Source organism: Flavobacterium sp., assembly GCF_049590715.1.
In the GTDB taxonomy this organism is placed as follows: Bacteria; Bacteroidota; Bacteroidia; order Flavobacteriales; family Flavobacteriaceae; genus Flavobacterium.
Genome location: NZ_JBAWDL010000158.1, coordinates 33958 through 51402, shown reverse-complemented (window position 1 = coordinate 51402; position 17445 = coordinate 33958). Strand labels below are relative to the sequence as shown.

Annotated in this window: 13 protein-coding genes; 5 read left to right on the top strand and 8 right to left on the bottom strand. The window is 32.3% G+C overall.

Annotation, left to right across the window (positions count from 1 at the left end):
* Positions 1–3 precede the first annotated feature (3 nt).
* Positions 4–834 carry a 1,4-dihydroxy-2-naphthoyl-CoA synthase gene (locus tag WBQ70_RS07315; protein WP_423912333.1) on the bottom strand — a complete coding sequence of 277 codons (831 nt, stop codon included), beginning with the start codon at positions 832–834 and terminating at the stop codon, positions 4–6.
* A gap of 678 nt (positions 835–1512) precedes the next feature.
* Positions 1513–2373, bottom strand: coding sequence for a CvfB family protein (locus WBQ70_RS07310; protein WP_423912330.1), 861 nt, complete (start codon positions 2371–2373; stop codon positions 1513–1515).
* 499 nt (positions 2374–2872) lie between these two features.
* On the opposite strand from WBQ70_RS07310, the gene WBQ70_RS07305 reads away from it, so the two are divergent.
* The 3 genes from WBQ70_RS07305 (at position 2873) to pheT (ending at position 6863) form a co-directional block, all read left to right on the top strand.
* Positions 2873–3490 (top strand): GDSL-type esterase/lipase family protein, encoded by a 618-nt coding sequence (locus tag WBQ70_RS07305; protein WP_423912328.1) that lies wholly within the window; start codon positions 2873–2875, stop codon positions 3488–3490.
* Between the two features lie 36 nt (positions 3491–3526).
* Positions 3527–4255 carry an esterase family protein gene (locus WBQ70_RS07300; protein WP_423912325.1) on the top strand — a complete coding sequence of 243 codons (729 nt, stop codon included), beginning with the start codon at positions 3527–3529 and terminating at the stop codon, positions 4253–4255.
* Positions 4256–4442: 187 nt separating this feature from the next.
* Positions 4443–6863, top strand: coding sequence for a phenylalanine--tRNA ligase subunit beta (gene pheT / locus WBQ70_RS07295; RefSeq protein ID WP_423912323.1), 2421 nt, complete (start codon positions 4443–4445; stop codon positions 6861–6863).
* Positions 6864–6943: 80 nt separating this feature from the next.
* Here the strand turns inward: pheT and WBQ70_RS07290 are convergent, their stop codons facing one another.
* The 6 genes from WBQ70_RS07290 to holA form a co-directional block, all read right to left on the bottom strand.
* Positions 6944–9058, bottom strand: a complete 2115-nt coding sequence (locus WBQ70_RS07290) for an OmpA family protein (RefSeq protein WP_423912320.1) — start codon at positions 9056–9058, stop codon at positions 6944–6946.
* A 10-nt stretch (positions 9059–9068) separates the two neighbouring features.
* Positions 9069–9995 (bottom strand): PorP/SprF family type IX secretion system membrane protein, encoded by a 927-nt coding sequence (locus tag WBQ70_RS07285; RefSeq protein ID WP_423912317.1) that lies wholly within the window; start codon positions 9993–9995, stop codon positions 9069–9071.
* A 30-nt stretch (positions 9996–10025) separates the two neighbouring features.
* Positions 10026–12611 carry a gliding motility-associated C-terminal domain-containing protein gene (locus WBQ70_RS07280; protein ID WP_423912314.1) on the bottom strand — a complete coding sequence of 862 codons (2586 nt, stop codon included), beginning with the start codon at positions 12609–12611 and terminating at the stop codon, positions 10026–10028.
* A 227-nt stretch (positions 12612–12838) separates the two neighbouring features.
* Positions 12839–14533, bottom strand: a complete 1695-nt coding sequence (gene ettA, locus WBQ70_RS07275) for an energy-dependent translational throttle protein EttA (protein ID WP_423912311.1) — start codon at positions 14531–14533, stop codon at positions 12839–12841.
* A gap of 83 nt (positions 14534–14616) precedes the next feature.
* A complete protein-coding gene (locus tag WBQ70_RS07270; RefSeq protein WP_423912356.1) occupies positions 14617–14799 on the bottom strand; it encodes a CAL67264 family membrane protein in 183 nt (60 codons plus the stop codon).
* A gap of 43 nt (positions 14800–14842) precedes the next feature.
* Positions 14843–15847 carry a DNA polymerase III subunit delta gene (gene holA, locus WBQ70_RS07265; protein ID WP_423912308.1) on the bottom strand — a complete coding sequence of 335 codons (1005 nt, stop codon included), beginning with the start codon at positions 15845–15847 and terminating at the stop codon, positions 14843–14845.
* Between the two features lie 103 nt (positions 15848–15950).
* On the opposite strand from holA, the gene WBQ70_RS07260 reads away from it, so the two are divergent.
* Both WBQ70_RS07260 and WBQ70_RS07255 read left to right on the top strand, forming a co-directional pair.
* Positions 15951–16400, top strand: coding sequence for a type I restriction enzyme HsdR N-terminal domain-containing protein (locus WBQ70_RS07260; protein WP_423912305.1), 450 nt, complete (start codon positions 15951–15953; stop codon positions 16398–16400).
* A complete protein-coding gene (locus WBQ70_RS07255) occupies positions 16401–17387 on the top strand; it encodes a glycosyltransferase family 2 protein (protein WP_423912303.1) in 987 nt (328 codons plus the stop codon).
* Positions 17388–17445 lie beyond the last annotated feature (58 nt).

The following is a 17445-nucleotide window of genomic DNA, read 5'->3' as shown; positions in this document are numbered from 1 at the left end:
CTTTTATGGTAACCACTTTTTCTCAAAGTTCGGTTTTCTTTTTTCTAGGAAGGCGTTGCGTCCTTCTTTAGCCTCTTCAGTCATATAAGCTAATCTTGTGGCTTCACCAGCAAAAACTTGTTGCCCAACCATTCCGTCATCGGTAAGGTTCATGGCAAATTTTAGCATTTTGATAGATGTTGGTGATTTAGCCAATATTTCTTGTGCCCATTCGTAAGCGGTATCTTCTAATTCGTCATGAGGAATTACAGCATTGACCATTCCCATTTCAAAAGCTTCTTGAGCGGAGTAATTGCGACCAAGGAAGAAAATTTCTCTTGCTTTCTTTTGCCCCACCATTTTGGCAAGGTAAGCTGAACCGTAACCACCATCAAAACTGGTTACATCAGCATCCGTTTGTTTAAAAATAGCATGTTCTTTACTTGCCAAACTCATATCACATACTACATGTAAACTGTGTCCTCCTCCTACTGCCCATCCTGGAACAACAGCAATTACGACTTTAGGCATAAAACGGATTAGTCGCTGTACTTCAAGAATATTCAAGCGATGTTGTCCATCTTCACCAACATAACCTTGATGACCACGAGCGTTCTGGTCACCACCACTGCAAAAAGAATACACACCATCCTTAGTAGAAGGGCCTTCAGCAGAAAGCAATACTACTCCTATTGAGGTGTCTTCTTGCGCATCATAAAAGGCATCGTATAATTCGGAAGTTGTTTTAGGGCGGAATGCATTTCGAACATTTGGACGGTTGAAGGCAATTCGAGCCACTCCGTTGCATTTCTTATAGGTGATATCTTCGTATTCTTTGGCAGTAATCCAATCCATGCTAAAATTCGTTTAATAATTATAGTGTAAAAATAAATTATTTTTTTGCATTTACTACTATAATACATCATTGAAAACCTAGTAATATTTCTCCCGTTAAACTCTAAATAGTGTTAAAATTCAAATAATAATACCAAGTTTGTGTCGAGTGAAACTAATTTTTCACTAATTTAGACATAGTTAGTTAGCGCATTGGTCAAATATTTACAATCCTAATTAGCGATAACATATTTCACTGATTTATTAACCTAAAAAAAGAATATTTGAAAAACACATCACGCTTTATCACTCTTTTAAGTACGGTACTAAATCTAATCATCGGAAAAGAAGAGCCCAAAAGGGAAGCACTAATTTTTATTGCGATTGATCGAAAATAACACCAAAGGTTGCTTGTTGGATTACTATACTTGATTATTATAATCAACAAAATGAATAAGTAAAATCCAAAGACGGTACACAAACCAACGGTTTTAAGGTTAAATAGCTTCGTTATACTAATAAGCGCTAAAAAAAGATAAGGAAAGAGTACGAGAAGGAAACGTTTTTAGTTTCATTTTGTTAAATAAATATAGCATTTCAAAAATAAGAAAAGCTATAAAAGAAAAAGACTAACCACATTGGATTAGTCTTTTTTTTTATCCTTTTATAAAAGTTTTGAGGTACTAAAGTTTAAAGTTTTTAAATGCTTCCTTCGATCAAATAAATCCCATCTTCTTTAATTTCAATTCTTTTTTCACGGTACAAAGCACCAATTGCTTTTTTAAATGTTTTCTTACTCATTTTCAATACCGTTTTAATATCCTCAGGATGTGAATTATCGTTCAAGCGAAGGAAACCACGGCTCGCTCTCAATTCATCTAATATTTTTTCAGCATTGGGTTCTACATTTTCGTAGCCTTGAATTTGTAACGAAACATCGATTTTGTTATCAGGACGAACATTTTTAATATACCCACGCATGCGGTCACCCGTACGAATCGCATCATCATACACTTCATCTTTGTATAACAAGCCTTTGTGTCTTTCGTTTATGATTACATTAATCCCCAGTTCAGTAATGTGAGATACAATCAAATCGACTTCTTCCCCTTTTTCAACTGTCAAATCATCGTTTTTCAAAAACTGATTCGTTTTACTAGATGCAACTAAACGATTTGTTTTCTCGTCCATATATAAGTAAACCAAATAACGTTTCCCTTTTTCCATCGGGCGGGCTTGCTCCTTAAACGGAACCAGTATATCTTTTTCCATTCCCCAATCCATAAAAGCCCCAACTTGGTTGACATAATTTACACGTAAAAGTGCAAATTCATTCAACAAAATATAAGGCTCTAATGTTGTAGCAACAGGACGCTGTTCGTGATCTAGATAGACAAAAACAATCAGTTCCTCGCCTATATCAAAAACCTTGGGCACATATTTATTTGGCAATAAGACATCGTGAATTCCCTCTGGATCCGTCTCTGGATCACCCAGAAACAACCCAACTTGAGTATCACGTAAAATCTTTAATGCATTGTATTTTCCTAATTTAATCATGGTATGCAATTTTCTAAAGGCGCAAAGGTACGAACTTTGAAAATAGCAATGGCTCCCTTTATTACAAATCCTACTATAATCCTTTTCTAGAGCAGAAAGAACATTCTTAAAAACAGTATATCTTTAGTTTAGCATTTGTTATATTTCACTTTCTACAGTAAAAGAATCCTAAATAATAGGATAAAAAACTAAAAATAATTTGGTGAAAAATAATACTGAAACAAAGTCATTTCATACTTTTTTTGATTGGTTAAATCATTTAATAAAAATCAGAACTCAATAAAACAAAAAAACCTAAAACACTGTATAATAATTAATTGAAACGATTTAATTTTGTAATATAACAATCAAAAAATACACACAGCTTCAATATTAAATGATATAAATATAAAAAAAACTCTTTTTATAAATATCATTTCTAAAATAAATTCAAAATCATGATTTTATTTGATTTTTAAAACTTTATATTTAGGTATTAATTAAAGAGAATTTAGAAGACATGTATTGGTACCAAGAAGATTTAGAACGACTAGAAAAAGAAATAACAGCCTTAAAAACAAATCCTAAATTAATTTTTTACGGAAGTTCCACTTTCACTTTATGGAAGGAATTAACAACAGTTTTTGAAGAATACCATCCTGCTAATTTAGGTTTTGGAGGTTCGACATTAGGCGCTTGCACTTGGTATTTTGATCGTGTATTCGAAAATATAAAAACTCCTGAAGCTATTATCATATATGCTGGAGAAAATGATTTAGGTGAAGGAAGACATCCTGAAGAAGTCATTTTATTTTTAGAAAATTTAATACATAAAATAAGAACTAAATATGGCAACATACCTTGTTCTTTTATATCTATCAAACCTAGTTTTAATCGTTGGTATTTAAAAGACAGTATTCGTTTTACAAATACTACTATCCAAAAATTATTATCCAAAGATTCTAATTTTCATTTTATAGATCTCTTTGATTTAATGTTGAATAATGAGGGGACACCAAATCCTAAATACTATATAGAAGACGGGTTACACCTTACCCCTGCTGGTTATCAATTATGGACTGAAATTTTAAATAAGCATCCTGAAATTTTCCCCCTGAAAAAGCTTCAAAAAATGTAGTATAGTGTTACTCATTCACATTCTAAACAAGGTGTCATGAAAAGAGAATATCACAAATGGTATAGTCCTAATCTTGAAAAAGAAATGGAGCTTCTTGTATTTGGCCATGCAGGTACCAAAGTCGTGTTTTTTCCTCCACGAATGGGGCGTTTTTACGATTATGAAAACTGGAGCATCATTGCCGCAATAGAACATAAAATTACGAATGGTGATTTACAAATTTACTGCGTAGATAGTGTAGATTTAGAATCTTTTTACAATAGCTTTTGTCATCCTGGTCATCGAATTTATAGACACATTCAATATGAAAAATATGTTCTTGAAGAAGTATTAACATTAGCAAATTTAATTAATCCAAATCCAAATATAATTTCAGCAGGATGTAGTTTAGGCGCTTATCATGCTGTAAATGTTGCCATGCGACATCCTCATTTATTTTGCAAAGTAGTAGGAATGAGCGGACGCTATGATCTTACAAAATCAAATGGCTATTTTCAAGATTTACTAAGCGGGTACCATAATGACTTTATATACTTTAATATGCCTAATCAATATTTAAAAAATATTGAAGATCCAACTTTAATTCATCAATTGAAACAAATGGATATAGTATTGACTATTGGTAAAGAAGATCCGTTCTTACAAAGCAATCACAAACTGTGTGGTATTTTAGATGAGAAACAAATTCCATATCAATTATTCGAATGGGATGAAGAAGCCCATAAAGCCTGCTATTGGCGGAAAATGGCAAACCTGTATTTGTAAAAAAAACTAATTAATTGAATAAACATATTCAATCCTTTTTTTATTCATCAAGCATTAATTCACAAAGTCTTTAAAATTGATAGTATGCAAATTATCAATTGCCAATGATTATAACAAAAAAGTGAGTTTATTCCCTTTGAACCTCCGTTGACAATGTTTATATTTGCAACCTTGAAAAAAACACAAAATGAAGATATCTTACAATTGGCTTAAACAATTCATTAAAACAGACTGGAAATCAGAAGAAATGTCCGATTTACTAACTGATTTGGGACTTGAAGTAGAGGGTGTAGAAAAATACCAATCCGTAAAAGGTGGATTAGAAGGAATTGTTGTTGGACACGTATTGACTTGTGTTCCTCATCCCGATGCTGACCGATTAAAAGTTACTACTGTTGACCTAGGAAATGGTACACCAATACAAGTGGTGTGTGGCGCTACTAATGTTGCCGCAGGTCAAAAAGTACCCGTTGCCACCATTGGAACCATTTTATATGATAAAGAAGGAAATTCATTTGCAATAAAAAAAGGAAAAATCCGTGGGCAAGAAAGTCATGGAATGATTTGTGCAGAAGATGAATTAGGTTTAGGAAATGGTCACGAGGGAATAATGGTCTTAGACGAATCTCTAGCGCCTGGAACTCCAGCAGCTCAAGTATTCAAAATAGAAAATGACGAAGTTTTTGAAATAGGTTTAACTCCAAACCGTGCTGATGCAATGAGTCATTTAGGAACAGCACGCGATATTAGAGCAGGATTGACTCAAAAAGGGATTAATGTTGAATTAATCACTCCTTCCATTAGTAACTTTAGAATCGATATGCGAACTTTGAAAATCGATACTAAAATAGAAGATATTACTTTGGCACCAAGATATTGTGGTGTTTCTATTTCAGGGATTACTGTAAAACCTTCGCCAGCGTGGTTAAAAGACCGATTAAAAGCAATTGGTATAACACCCAAAAACAATATTGTCGATGTTACAAATTATGTTTTACATGATTTAGGACAACCTTTACATGCTTTTGATGCCTCAAAAATCAACGGGAAAATCATTGTAAAAACAGTTGCAGCAGGAACTAAATTTACAACTCTTGATGATGTAGAACGTACTCTCCACGAAGAAGATTTGATGATATGTGACGAAAAAGGTCCGTTGTGTATTGCAGGGGTTTTGGGTGGTTTAAAATCAGGAGTTACAGAACAAACTAAAGATATTTTTATTGAAAGTGCCTATTTTAACCCTGTAAGCATTCGAAAAACAGCCAAAAGACATCAATTGAGTACCGATGCTTCTTTCCGTTTTGAAAGAGGAATTGATCCAACCATTACGGCTTATGCACTTAAACGTGCCGCAATTTTAATCAAGGAAGTAGCGGGTGGTGAAATTACTTCTGAAGTAAGTGATATATACCAAAAGAAAATTGAAGATTTTACCGTTTTTGTAAACTTCAAAAATGTAGCTAAAATTATTGGTCAAGAAATCCCAAAAGATACAATCAAACAAATTTTAGTTTCATTAGACATCAAAGTAAATAGTGTTTCTGAAGCAGGATTAGGAATCACCATTCCTGCTTATCGCGTGGATGTACAAAGAGAAATTGATGTGATCGAAGAGATCTTAAGGGTTTATGGATACAACAACATTGGTTTTTCAGGAAAACTAAATGCTACAGTATGTAACGCTCCAAGAAATGAAGATTATAAAATCCAAAATATAGTAGCCTCACAACTGAACTCTCAAGGTTTTCATGAAATGATGGCTAACTCGTTAACAACAGCCGATTATGTAAAACTTTCGGAAAATCTAAAAGAAGAACATAATGTAACGATGTTAAATCCTTTGAGTAATGATTTAGCCACAATGCGTCAGTCTTTATTATTTTCTGGATTAGAAGCCATTTCATATAATATTAACCGTAAAAACAGTGATCTAAAATTGTTTGAATTTGGAAAATCCTACCATAAATTTTTATCTGGGTTTGAAGAACAAAAACATTTAACATTATTCCTTACGGGAAATCGCAATAGCGAAAGCTGGAGTAACGCTCAAACGCCATCTAATTTCTTTTTATTCAAAGGATATGTAGATGCTGTCTTAGCACGTTTTGGAATTCAAAAAACACAAAACTCACCGGTTACCTCAGATATTTTCTCAGAAGGTGTTGCTATTGGTACTGGTCATAATGCTTTAGTAGAATTTGGAGTAGTAAAGAAATCTGTTTTAAAGCATTTTGGAATTAAACAAGAAGTTTTCTACGCTGATTTCAATTGGGATGCCATTTTAAAAGCTATTTCACTTAAAATCAAATTTACAGATATTCCAAAATATCCTGAAGTTCGTAGAGATTTAGCATTACTAATTGATCAAGAAGTGACTTACGATGCTATTTATGCAGTAGCTAAGAAAACAGAAAAAGCGTTATTAAAAAACATCAATCTTTTTGACGTTTATGAAGGTGAAAAACTCCCTGAAGGAAAAAAATCATATGCTTTGAGTTTTACCATTCAAGATAATACCAAAACACTTACTGATGTTCAAATTGATAAATTAATGAGTAAATTACAAGCAAATTTTGAAACTGAGCTAGGAGCTAGTTTGAGATAAAAATATTGTTTTCTAAACTAAAAGCCAATTCTAAAAAATTATAGAATTGGCTTTTTTTTTGGGAAGCCCCCTAAATTATACTATAAATTCTTAATTACAAATTCACTTCGTCTATTGAGCTCATGTTGTTCCTCTGAACAAGGATTGCATTTTACGGCTGGCACTGTAGCACCATATCCTTTTGTCATAATTCTATTTTTTTGTATCCCTTGACTTATTACATATTCACCTGTTGATTGGGCTCTATTTGCAGAAAGGTTTTTATTATACCTATCGTTTCCACGGGAATCTGTATGCGAACCTATTTCAACCACCATTTCAGGATATTTCTTCATCAACTCCACTACCCGATTCAAAATAATTTTAGAATCTTTACGGATGTACCATAAATTGTAATCAAAATAAATGGGATCAGTCTTAATAACCAGTTTATCTTTTTCTTTAACCACATCTTTTTCTAAGGAGATGATAGAAGCAAGTTTTTCTTTTTTCTTAGCTTTTGCAGTTTCAACAGCTTTTTCTTCAGCAGCAATTTTATTTTTTTTCTCTTTATCAGCAAGAGCTAATGCTTCTGTTTTTTTAAACAATTCAGCAGCGTCATCTTTTTCTTTTTGTAAAGCTAGTGCTTGCTCTTCTTCCATTTTTATGGTTTCCAATGATTTTAAAGCCATCGAACCATCGTTCTTTTTAAAACGTATTTCATTGGTTTGAATCGTTTTAGAATCATTAGTAAAACCTTCTTTAGATGCAAGAACTGAAAACGTCGTCTCACAAGTAACCGTAAAACTAAACATACCATCAGTTAAAGTCTGGATTTTTTCTAATTCGATTTTTTCTTTATTTAATAAAATTACTGTTGCATTTTCCAAAGGCAATTTTGTATCCACATCAATTATAGTTCCAGCTATAAATTGTTTACAATCTTCAACAATTAAAGGCTTCATTTCATTAAATTCATATATATCATCTCCTCCTCTTCCTCCAGGTCTATTCGAAGCAAAATATCCATGTGTAGTTTCATTTTCCATCCAAAAAGCAAAATCATCAAAAGGAGAGTTAACGGGAAGCCCTACATTTAAAGGAGTTGAAAAGGTGTCTCCTTGAATTTTAGAAACAAAAATATCCATAGCGCCAAACCCCATATGACCATCTGATGAAAAATAAAGTGTATTATCTTTAGAAACAAATGGAAATTGCTCTTTTCTTATTGTATTAATTTGAGTCCCTAAATTTTTAGGAGCACTATAATTCCCTCCTATAATATCAACAGAAAACAAATCAAATGATCCTAATGAACCAGGCATATCAGATGCAAAATACAATGTTTTTTCGTCATAACTTAAAGCAGGATGTTCAACGGAATAAGTATCACTATTGAAAGGTAAAACAACAATATTTGTCCATTTTCCGTCTTTGAATTCTGCTTTCAAAATTTGTAAGGTTGAAAATTTACTTGCTGTATGTCTTCCTTTTTTAGAATTGTTTCTTGTAAAGTAAACTGTTTTTCCATCTTTAGTAAACACAGCATTAGACTCGTGAACAGAAGTATTCAATTCTTTTGAAAAAGAAATACCAACCGAATCCTTAACCATTTTATTTTTTACTGGCAATTGTAATAAATCCAAATACAATTCGTCATTCCATTTATATACTTTATCAAAAAGAGAAGATTTAGTTTTTACTCCTGAATAAATTAGATTTTGCCCCAATTGAACAGCTGAAAATTCAGATTTAGGTGTATTAATTGCTAAATTTTTTATCTCAAAACGACTACCAATAGCAACTACATTTTCCAGGGTTTTTAATTCTTTTTGAAAATCAGCAATAGCTTGAGGAGTGGCTGAGTTTGTCAAAAAGTCGAGTGTAACTGCATTGGCTTTTTTCAAATCACCAGTTACTTTTAAAGTTTGCATGTATCTAAAGTAATACTCTTCGGTCATGTCCTTTTTATAATTGGCAAACAACCATTGGTAAGGATATTGTGCTTTTACATATTCATGGGTAAAATAATAACTATCTGCTAAGTTTTTAGCAATTGTAAAACTAGGTTTTTTTTGCATTGCCAATTCATAGATAGGAATCGCTTCACTATAAAATGTACGATCAAAAAATCGTTGTGCTCTTAATAAATCTGGGGCTTGTGCATGAACAAACTGCAATGACAACACAAGTATAAATAGGTATATTTTTTTCATTTTTTTTTATTTAGAAAAATCTTGGTGATTTATCGAATCTTTTTCCTAATACATCTAAATTGAACAAAAGGAACAATTCATGAGAACCTGAACTATATTTCCCTAAGTTTGATAAAGTATAATCATAAGCGTAACCTACTTTGATAACAGGAGACACTCTTACATTCATCAAAGCGCTTATAGCGTCACCAATACGATAAGCCGCACCTAGTTCAAATTGATCTTGGTACAAAACATTTGCTGAAACATCTAAATTTAAAGGTGCTCCATCTACAAATTTGGTAAGGAAAGCTGGTTTTAATTTAAACGAATCTGACAATTCAAATACATATCCTGCTGTCAAAAAAGCATGAATACTTTCAGATCCGTAACCACTAATTCCTGAATTATTTATAATATGTTTAGAATTCAATAAATTGGGCGCAGACAGTCCTATATAATAGGTATCCGTAAAATAATACGCTCCAATTCCAACATTAGGTTTCACGAAATTAGTACTCTCAAAAGCTAAATCAGGAGTGCTACTTTCAAATTTAAAACCATTAAAATTAGTTTGTATAGAAGTCGCTCCCGCTTTTAAACCTAAAGAAAGTTTATGTTTTTCATCCAGTTGAAGCACATAAGCAAAATCAGCATAAAAATTATTCTCTTTTTTGGCACCATCACCAATATCATCTGATATCATGGAGAAACCCATTTCTATTTTTTTATTCACAGGTAGATGTGCAAACACAGTCAAAGTTTTGGGTGCTCCAACTGCTCCTACCCACTGGGTTCTGTAGAGTGTTCCAATATCCAATACGGAACGTGTATCTGTAGCATAAGCAGGATTAACTACATTCATATTATACATGTATTGCGTATATTGAGGATCTTGTTGGGCTGAAATAGTTATTATATAAAATAAAAAAACTACTACTAGTATTGTTTTTTTCATTTGAATTTGAGGATTATGAGAATAAAGGGATTATCTATTTAAGTACAAACGCCCTTGTTTGGGCATTTTATTCCCTTTATTGAAATTAATAACATAAAAATAAACCCCATTAGGAGCATACCCATCGATTGCTAAACTAGCATCAGAAGTTTTTCCGTCCCATTCTGGTTTTTGTTTATTTCCATGAAACATACTATTTCCATATCTATTAAAAATTTCAAAAGTAAAATTAGGATAGATATACTCAATATTTGGAATTCTAAAAGTATTATTTACTGTATCTCCATTAGGCGAAAATCCATCTGGAATAAAAAACTCAGGAGTTTCATTACAATTAGATAATGATACAGTAACCACGAGTGCATCTGAAAAACAGTTTATAGTGGATGAAAAATCAATTCCATAATAAGTACCTCCGTCAATTAATTCAGTGGTAGAACTTATTTCATTACCATGGATAGCTGCATCATACCATTTCAAGTCTCCGTTATTTATGGTATTTGCGGTCAAATCTAAAATGGTAGGTTTGTTTAATCCACAAAAATTTTGACCATCAGTATTTAATGTTGGCATGGCTAATTCTTTGATCTCTACTTGAGATTCTGCTCTACCAGATTCACACCCTGTTAAGGAATTTACTTCTTTAACAAAATAAGATCCTGTACTTAATAAGGTACTTGCATTTAAAACAACGGTACTTACAACAGAACTAAACCACTGATATTGAGTGCCATTTGGAATTAAATCACCAACTGTTTTCATCTCGTTCTTACAGTATTTTGGATTAGTTGTAATTGGAATACTAGGAAGGGTATTAATAGTGAAGTTTTTAGTCCCATTAGAAATCGAAGTACGACATCCACCTGTATTATCAATTATATCATCAATTATAAAAGACGTATTTCCTGAATTGATTACACTACTAGGTGGTATTGTAAAACTAGTATTTCCCGACACAACTGTTAAAACAATCGTTTGATTTGTTATAGTATTGGCACCAGTTAATCTATAATTTAAAGTAATATTAGTCAAGAGACCAAGCCCTGAAAGTTTTACAGGCAAAGCCTTTCCTTCGCAAACATTAGTAATATCAATAGCTAAGGTACTAAGGTCTGTTAATGATTTAACGATAAAATTTTTAGATAAATTGGATGAATTTGTACAGCCCGTGGTTAAATTAGTAATTTGAGTTATGGTGATTGTTGAATTTCCATCGATAGAAATTATACTTGAAGGAATAGTGAATGTAGCTATTCCTCCAGTAATTGTAAAAACTACTTGTTGATTTGTAGCTGTATTTTTTCCATACAAATTGTAGTTAATACTATAATTACCATCCTCTAAATTTGAAGTTCCTGAAAATGTTACTAATGCCTCTGTTCCTTTACATACAGGATCAATTGTTAAAGTAGCTAAGTCAATTTTCGGTAATGGATAAATATGCAATACATCTGGAATACTAACATTTGTTGGACAAGCTCCCAGACTAGTTACACTCGCAATGTTATTAATAGTAACAGTATAATCACCTACTTGTTGAAAGTTAATAGATCCAATAGGAAAACTAAGGACTCCATTTGTAAAATAAGATTCTACAGTATTGCTTGTTATCCCCGATGCACTCAATATTGAATATTGAACAGAATAATGACCGTCAGGAACGTTCTTAATTCCTTTAGTAATAACAGCATTATAAGTTGCAGTAGTGATTTTATTTTCACAAATATCAGCGTTTACCTCTAGTTTTGCACCTGTGAAATCAAGTTGTTCTTCGATAATAATGGTAACTATTGCTTTCTTAATAGTACAAATAGGATTCGTTGGAAATACAGTATAAGTGAATTTATAAGTACCAGCACCAAAATTGTTGTAAATATTCTGAACGTTTATCTTGCTATCCTTAGCATTCGATAATTCAGCTGTTCCTGATTCACTCCATTCTCCTTCTGGATCAGCACCAGTCAATTTAGTTGTTAAATCAAAATCAGAATATAATGCTAAGTTATCTGAACTACACAGTAATAAAAAATCTCCAATACCAGGTTTTGGAGCTCTAAAAATTGTTACGTTTACAGTGGAAGATTGTGCGGGACAAGTTCCTATCGCAGGCATCGTATACGTATAGGAATGCTTGCCTAAACCTGGTACACTTGCATTTAAAACACTACCAAATAATCCTCCTTTACCATCGTCATCAGTCCAATTACCATTAGATTGTGGGCTCAAAAAATTACCATTAAACCCTTGAAATAAATTAAAATTAGAATTATCATCACAAGCAGAAATGTCAGGACTTGATACTCCTGAGTAGCCACCCACGGTAACTGAAATTGTAGCAGTATTAATGCCACAACCTTGATTACTTGTGTAGGTATAGGTATAAATACCACTATTTTTTATAAGTTGAACATTTAAACTACCATTAGTCTCCAACCCTCCTGAGAATTTATTATCAGTCCACGTACCTCCTGCAATTGGAGTTCCTTTTAATTCATTAAAAAGATTAATACTTTGGCTACTTATATCAGTAATATTACAAACTGTAATAGCATTATCTTCACCTGCGCATTGAGCATGAATGTTCGTGGTAAAGTAGAATAAGATCAGAATTAGCAAAAATATTTTTTTGCTGAAAAGTAATTTTAACACCATAAAATTCAATTAATTTTAAGCTAAAATAAACTATTATGGTTTACATATATAAGATAATTAACAAAATTGTAGAGATATCTGTAAAAAAAAAAAGTTTCTAAAAATCAAAATGATGAATAATGATAATAAGAAGCAATAAAAAAAGGATATCCGTATTAGATATCCTTTTTAAAATATAAATCATTCAGAAATTAACCCCTGATTAGTTTTTTGTATTTCAATCGTTTTGGAGTTAAATCTCCTCCTAAACGTTTCTTTTTGTTTTCTTCATATTCAGAGAAACCACCTTCAAAGAAATACACTTCAGATTCTCCTTCAAAAGCAAGGATGTGTGTACATATCCTATCTAAGAACCATCTGTCGTGAGAGATTACTACTGCACAACCTGCAAACTGCTCCAATCCTTCTTCTAAAGCACGAAGTGTGTTTACGTCCAAATCATTGGTAGGCTCATCCAGCAATAATACATTTCCTTCTTCTTTCAACGTCATGGCAAGGTGCAAACGGTTACGTTCACCACCTGAAAGTGTTGCTACTTTTTTATTTTGATCACTTCCACCAAAATTAAAACGACTTAAATACGCTCTAGAATTCACTTGGCGCCCCCCCATCATGATTAATTCTTGACCATCACAGAAGTTTTCCCAAATCGATTTATTAGGATCTATATTGGAGTGGGCTTGATCGACATAAGCAATTTTTACAGTTTCACCAACAGTAAATTCACCACTATCCGTTTCTTGCTCTCCCATAATCATTCTGAAAATAGTGGATTTACCAGCACCATTGGGTCCGATAATTCCAACTATTCCAGCTTGTGGCAAAGTAAAGTTCAAATTGTCATATAATAATTTATCCCCAAAAGCCTTCGCTACGTTTTTAGCATCAATCACATTGGTTCCTAAACGAGGTCCATTAGGAATATAGATTTCTAATTTTTCGTCTAATTCTTTTTGGTCTTCATTCAATAATTTATCGTAGTTCTGTAAACGTGCTTTTTGTTTTGTTTGACGTCCTTTCGCACCTTGACGAACCCAGTCCAACTCACGTTCTAAGTTTTTTCTACGTTTTGAAGCTACTTTTTCTTCTTGAGCCAAACGATTAGATTTTTGATCTAACCAAGACGAATAATTTCCTTTCCATGGAATACCTTCTCCTCTATCCAACTCTAAAATCCATCCAGCTACGTTATCCAAGAAATATCTATCGTGCGTTACAGCGATTACTGTTCCTGCATATTGTGCTAAATGTTGCTCTAACCAGAGTACAGACTCTGCATCCAAGTGATTCGTAGGTTCATCCAGTAACAATACATCTGGTTGTTTTAATAACAAACGACACAAAGCCACACGACGACGCTCACCACCAGAAAGATTCTTGATAGGCGTATCACCATCAGGAGTACGCAAAGCGTCCATTGCTATCTCTAGTTTAGTATCTATTTCCCATGCACCTAAAGCATCTATTTTATCTTGTAAAGACGCTTGACGATCCATCAATTTATCCATTTTGTCTGGATCAGAATAGTTTTCTTCAAGACCAAACAAATCATTGATTTTGTTGTATTCTTCTAAAACTTCCATCGTTTCAGCAACACCTTCACGAACAATTTCAATTACAGTTTTACTATCATCTAGAATAGGCTCTTGTTCTAAATACCCCACAGTATATCCTGGCGCAAAAACAACATCTCCTTGATAGTTTTTATCAACACCAGCAATGATCTTCAAAAGTGAAGATTTTCCTGATCCATTAAGTCCTAAAATTCCAATTTTAGCTCCATAAAAGAAACTTAAATAGATGTTTTTAAGTACGGCTTTATCTGCTCCTTGGTAGGTTTTACTCAATTTAGACATTGAGAAAATTACTTTTTTATCGTCTGACATTTTTTATTTATTGTTATGTGTTATACCTTTATTAGTTAAAAATTATGTATTGGAATTTCGATTCATAAAAAATTATTTTTTTTTTAAAGTCTCCCTTTCAATGAATTAAACACCCATGAAATAGATAAAAAACCTACTCCAACAGCTGCAAATCCCCAACCTGCCACATCATCATATCTAAAAGCTCCTAAACCAATTAATAAGAACCCCATGAGTAACATAATAAAAGTTGCCCAGCCCAAAACGGTGTTTTTATTCATTCCCATAGTATATAATATTTCAGTAGGCAAATATCGCTAATTTTTAGGGCTAATTAAAAATCTTATAGAGCATTTCTTTTAATAAATCTGCATTTGATAGTGCATTTGCTCCTACACCTTTACTTTTTACATCAATTTCACGTAAAGAAGCGACTACTTGACTGACTTTTCGCATAGGATAATTTCTTATTGCAACGTCATAATCTTTCATAAAAAAAGGACTCACTCCTAGTATTGGAGCTGCAATCTTTGGATTTTTATCTTTCAATCCATGATATTTTAATAATTGGATAAAAAAAGAAAAAACTAAAGCTGTCGTCATTACCATAGGATTGTCTTTAGGATTTTGTGCAAAATTTTCGGCAATAGTATAAGCTTTTAGTTGGTTGCGTTCACCAATCGCTTTTCTTAATTCAAATACATTAAAGTCTTTACTAAAACCAATGTTTTCTTCAATATCATGAGCAGTAATTGTACTTCCTTTAGGTAATATCACCTGTAACTTTTCAAGTTCATTGTTTATTTTACTCAAATCAGTACCCAAAAACTCCACTAACATAGCAGTTGCTTTTGCTTCTATGTTGAATTTTTTTCCTGCCAAAACTCTTTTAATCCACTCTCCTACTTGGTTTTCATATAGTTTTTTACTTTCAAAAACTAAACCATTCTTAGCCAGTGTTTTAGTTACTTTCTTACGTTTGTCAAGGGTTTTGTATTTGTAAGCCATCACTAAAACCGTCGAAGGCATAGGGTTTTCGGCATAGGATTCTAGTTTTTCAATCGTTCTGCTTAATTCTTGTGCTTCTTTTACAATAACAACCTGACGATCAGCCATCATAGGATAGCGCTTTGCTGTTGATACAATATCTTCGATTGTGACATCACGTCCATATAAAACGGTTTGATTAAACCCTTTCTCCTCTTCAGTCAAAATAGTATCTTCGATATAATCGGATAATTTATCAATATAATAAGACTCTTCTCCCATCAAAAAATAAATAGGTTTTATATTTCCAGCCTTTATATCATTTACAATTTTTACTACTTCGTCCATTCAAAATGTATGTTTCAAGTTCAAAGTTTAAGGTTTAAATTTTTCATTTCAACAACTTGAAACTTTAAACTTGAAACCTAAAACTATTTTATATTTTTGCTTTATGCAACAACTCAATTTTCCTTCATATTCTTTTCGATTCAAAAATAGCGAAAATAAAGTGTCTATCTTTGATGAAATCAGGAAAAAATTCATCATTCTTACTCCAGAAGAATGGGTTCGCCAGCATGTGGTTCGTTTTTTATTGGAAGAAAAAAAAATTCCAAAATCTTTAATTAATGTCGAAAAAGTACTATTTGTAAACGGATTAAGAAAAAGATACGACGTGGTAGTATTTAATTCTGATGGTTCAATAAATATTCTGGTTGAATGCAAAGCACCCGAAGTTAAAATAGCACAAGCCACATTTGATCAAATTGCCCGTTATAACATGACCATGAATGCCACGCTTTTGATGGTAAGTAATGGTTTGAATCACTATTTTTGCCAGATGGATTATGAGAATGAAAAATATCATTTCCTACCTGATTTACCTCAATACAAAACTAATTAAATGAAAATAGCAGTCGTTATACTCAACTGGAACGGAGTCGCATTATTGAAACAGTTTTTACCTTCAGTGGTTGCTTTTTCACAGGAAGCCACAGTCTATATAGCTGATAATGCATCAACAGATGATTCAGTTACCTATGTGAAAAGTAATTATCCAACAGTTCAAATTATTCAAAACAAAGGGAATTTTGGCTTTGCCAAAGGATATAACGAAGCTTTACAAAATATTGAAGCTGATGTTTATGCGTTAGTGAATTCAGATATTGAAGTTACTGAAAATTGGTTACAACCCATTATAAAAACTTTTGTAAACGAATCTCAAACAGCCGTTATCCAACCTAAGATATTGGATTTTAAAAACAAAGCTTATTTTGAATATGCTGGTGCTGCAGGTGGCTTTATTGATCAATACGGTTATCCTTATTGTCGTGGACGTATTTTTGAAACCATCGAAAAAGACAATGGTCAATACAATGATGAAAAAGAAATTTTTTGGGCTTCGGGCGCTTGTTTTTTTATTCGATCAGTTGTCTACAAAGAAATGAATGGTTTTGATGATGATTTTTTTGCACACCAAGAAGAAATTGATTTATGCTGGCGTATTTATAACAAAGGTTATACCATTAAATACAATCCAAATTCCGTTGTCTATCATGTAGGTGGTGCTACATTAAATGAAGAAAATCCTAAAAAAACTTTCTTAAATTTTCGAAATTCCTTATTCATGTTGGTGAAAAACGTCCCTAAGGAATCCTTATTTAAAATTTTATTTTTGCGTTTAACTTTAGATGGCATCGCAGGATTAAAATTTATTTCTCAAGGAAAATGGAAACATTTATGGGCGATTTTAAGGGCACATTTTTACTTTTATCGTTTATTTTTAGTAAATTACAAAAAAAGGAGTGATTATCAATCTAAAAAATATTACCATCAAAAAAGTATCGTTTACAATTACTTCATAAGGAATGGCAAGGTATTTGTTGACTAAAATTAACACTGTTTTGGGAGTATATTTTAAACTTTAAAAACTAAATTTGTAATCAAAC

Bases quoted from the DNA above. Each gene is read 5' to 3' on its own strand.
- WBQ70_RS07315 (WP_423912333.1), bottom strand. From the start codon at position 834: ATGGATTGGATTACTGCCAAAGAATACGAAGATATCACCTATAAGAAA.
- WBQ70_RS07305 (WP_423912328.1), top strand. From the start codon at position 2,873: ATGTATTGGTACCAAGAAGATTTAGAACGACTAGAAAAAGAAATAACA.
- WBQ70_RS07290 (WP_423912320.1), bottom strand. From the start codon at position 9,058: ATGAAAAAAATATACCTATTTATACTTGTGTTGTCATTGCAGTTTGTT.
- WBQ70_RS07255 (WP_423912303.1), top strand. From the start codon at position 16,401: ATGAAAATAGCAGTCGTTATACTCAACTGGAACGGAGTCGCATTATTG.
- WBQ70_RS07300 (WP_423912325.1), top strand. From the start codon at position 3,527: ATGAAAAGAGAATATCACAAATGGTATAGTCCTAATCTTGAAAAAGAA.
- ettA (WP_423912311.1), bottom strand. From the start codon at position 14,533: ATGTCAGACGATAAAAAAGTAATTTTCTCAATGTCTAAATTGAGTAAA.
- holA (WP_423912308.1), bottom strand. From the start codon at position 15,847: ATGGACGAAGTAGTAAAAATTGTAAATGATATAAAGGCTGGAAATATA.
- WBQ70_RS07285 (WP_423912317.1), bottom strand. From the start codon at position 9,995: ATGAAAAAAACAATACTAGTAGTAGTTTTTTTATTTTATATAATAACT.
- WBQ70_RS07310 (WP_423912330.1), bottom strand. From the start codon at position 2,373: ATGATTAAATTAGGAAAATACAATGCATTAAAGATTTTACGTGATACT.
- WBQ70_RS07270 (WP_423912356.1), bottom strand. From the start codon at position 14,799: ATGGGAATGAATAAAAACACCGTTTTGGGCTGGGCAACTTTTATTATG.
- pheT (WP_423912323.1), top strand. From the start codon at position 4,443: ATGAAGATATCTTACAATTGGCTTAAACAATTCATTAAAACAGACTGG.
- WBQ70_RS07260 (WP_423912305.1), top strand. From the start codon at position 15,951: ATGCAACAACTCAATTTTCCTTCATATTCTTTTCGATTCAAAAATAGC.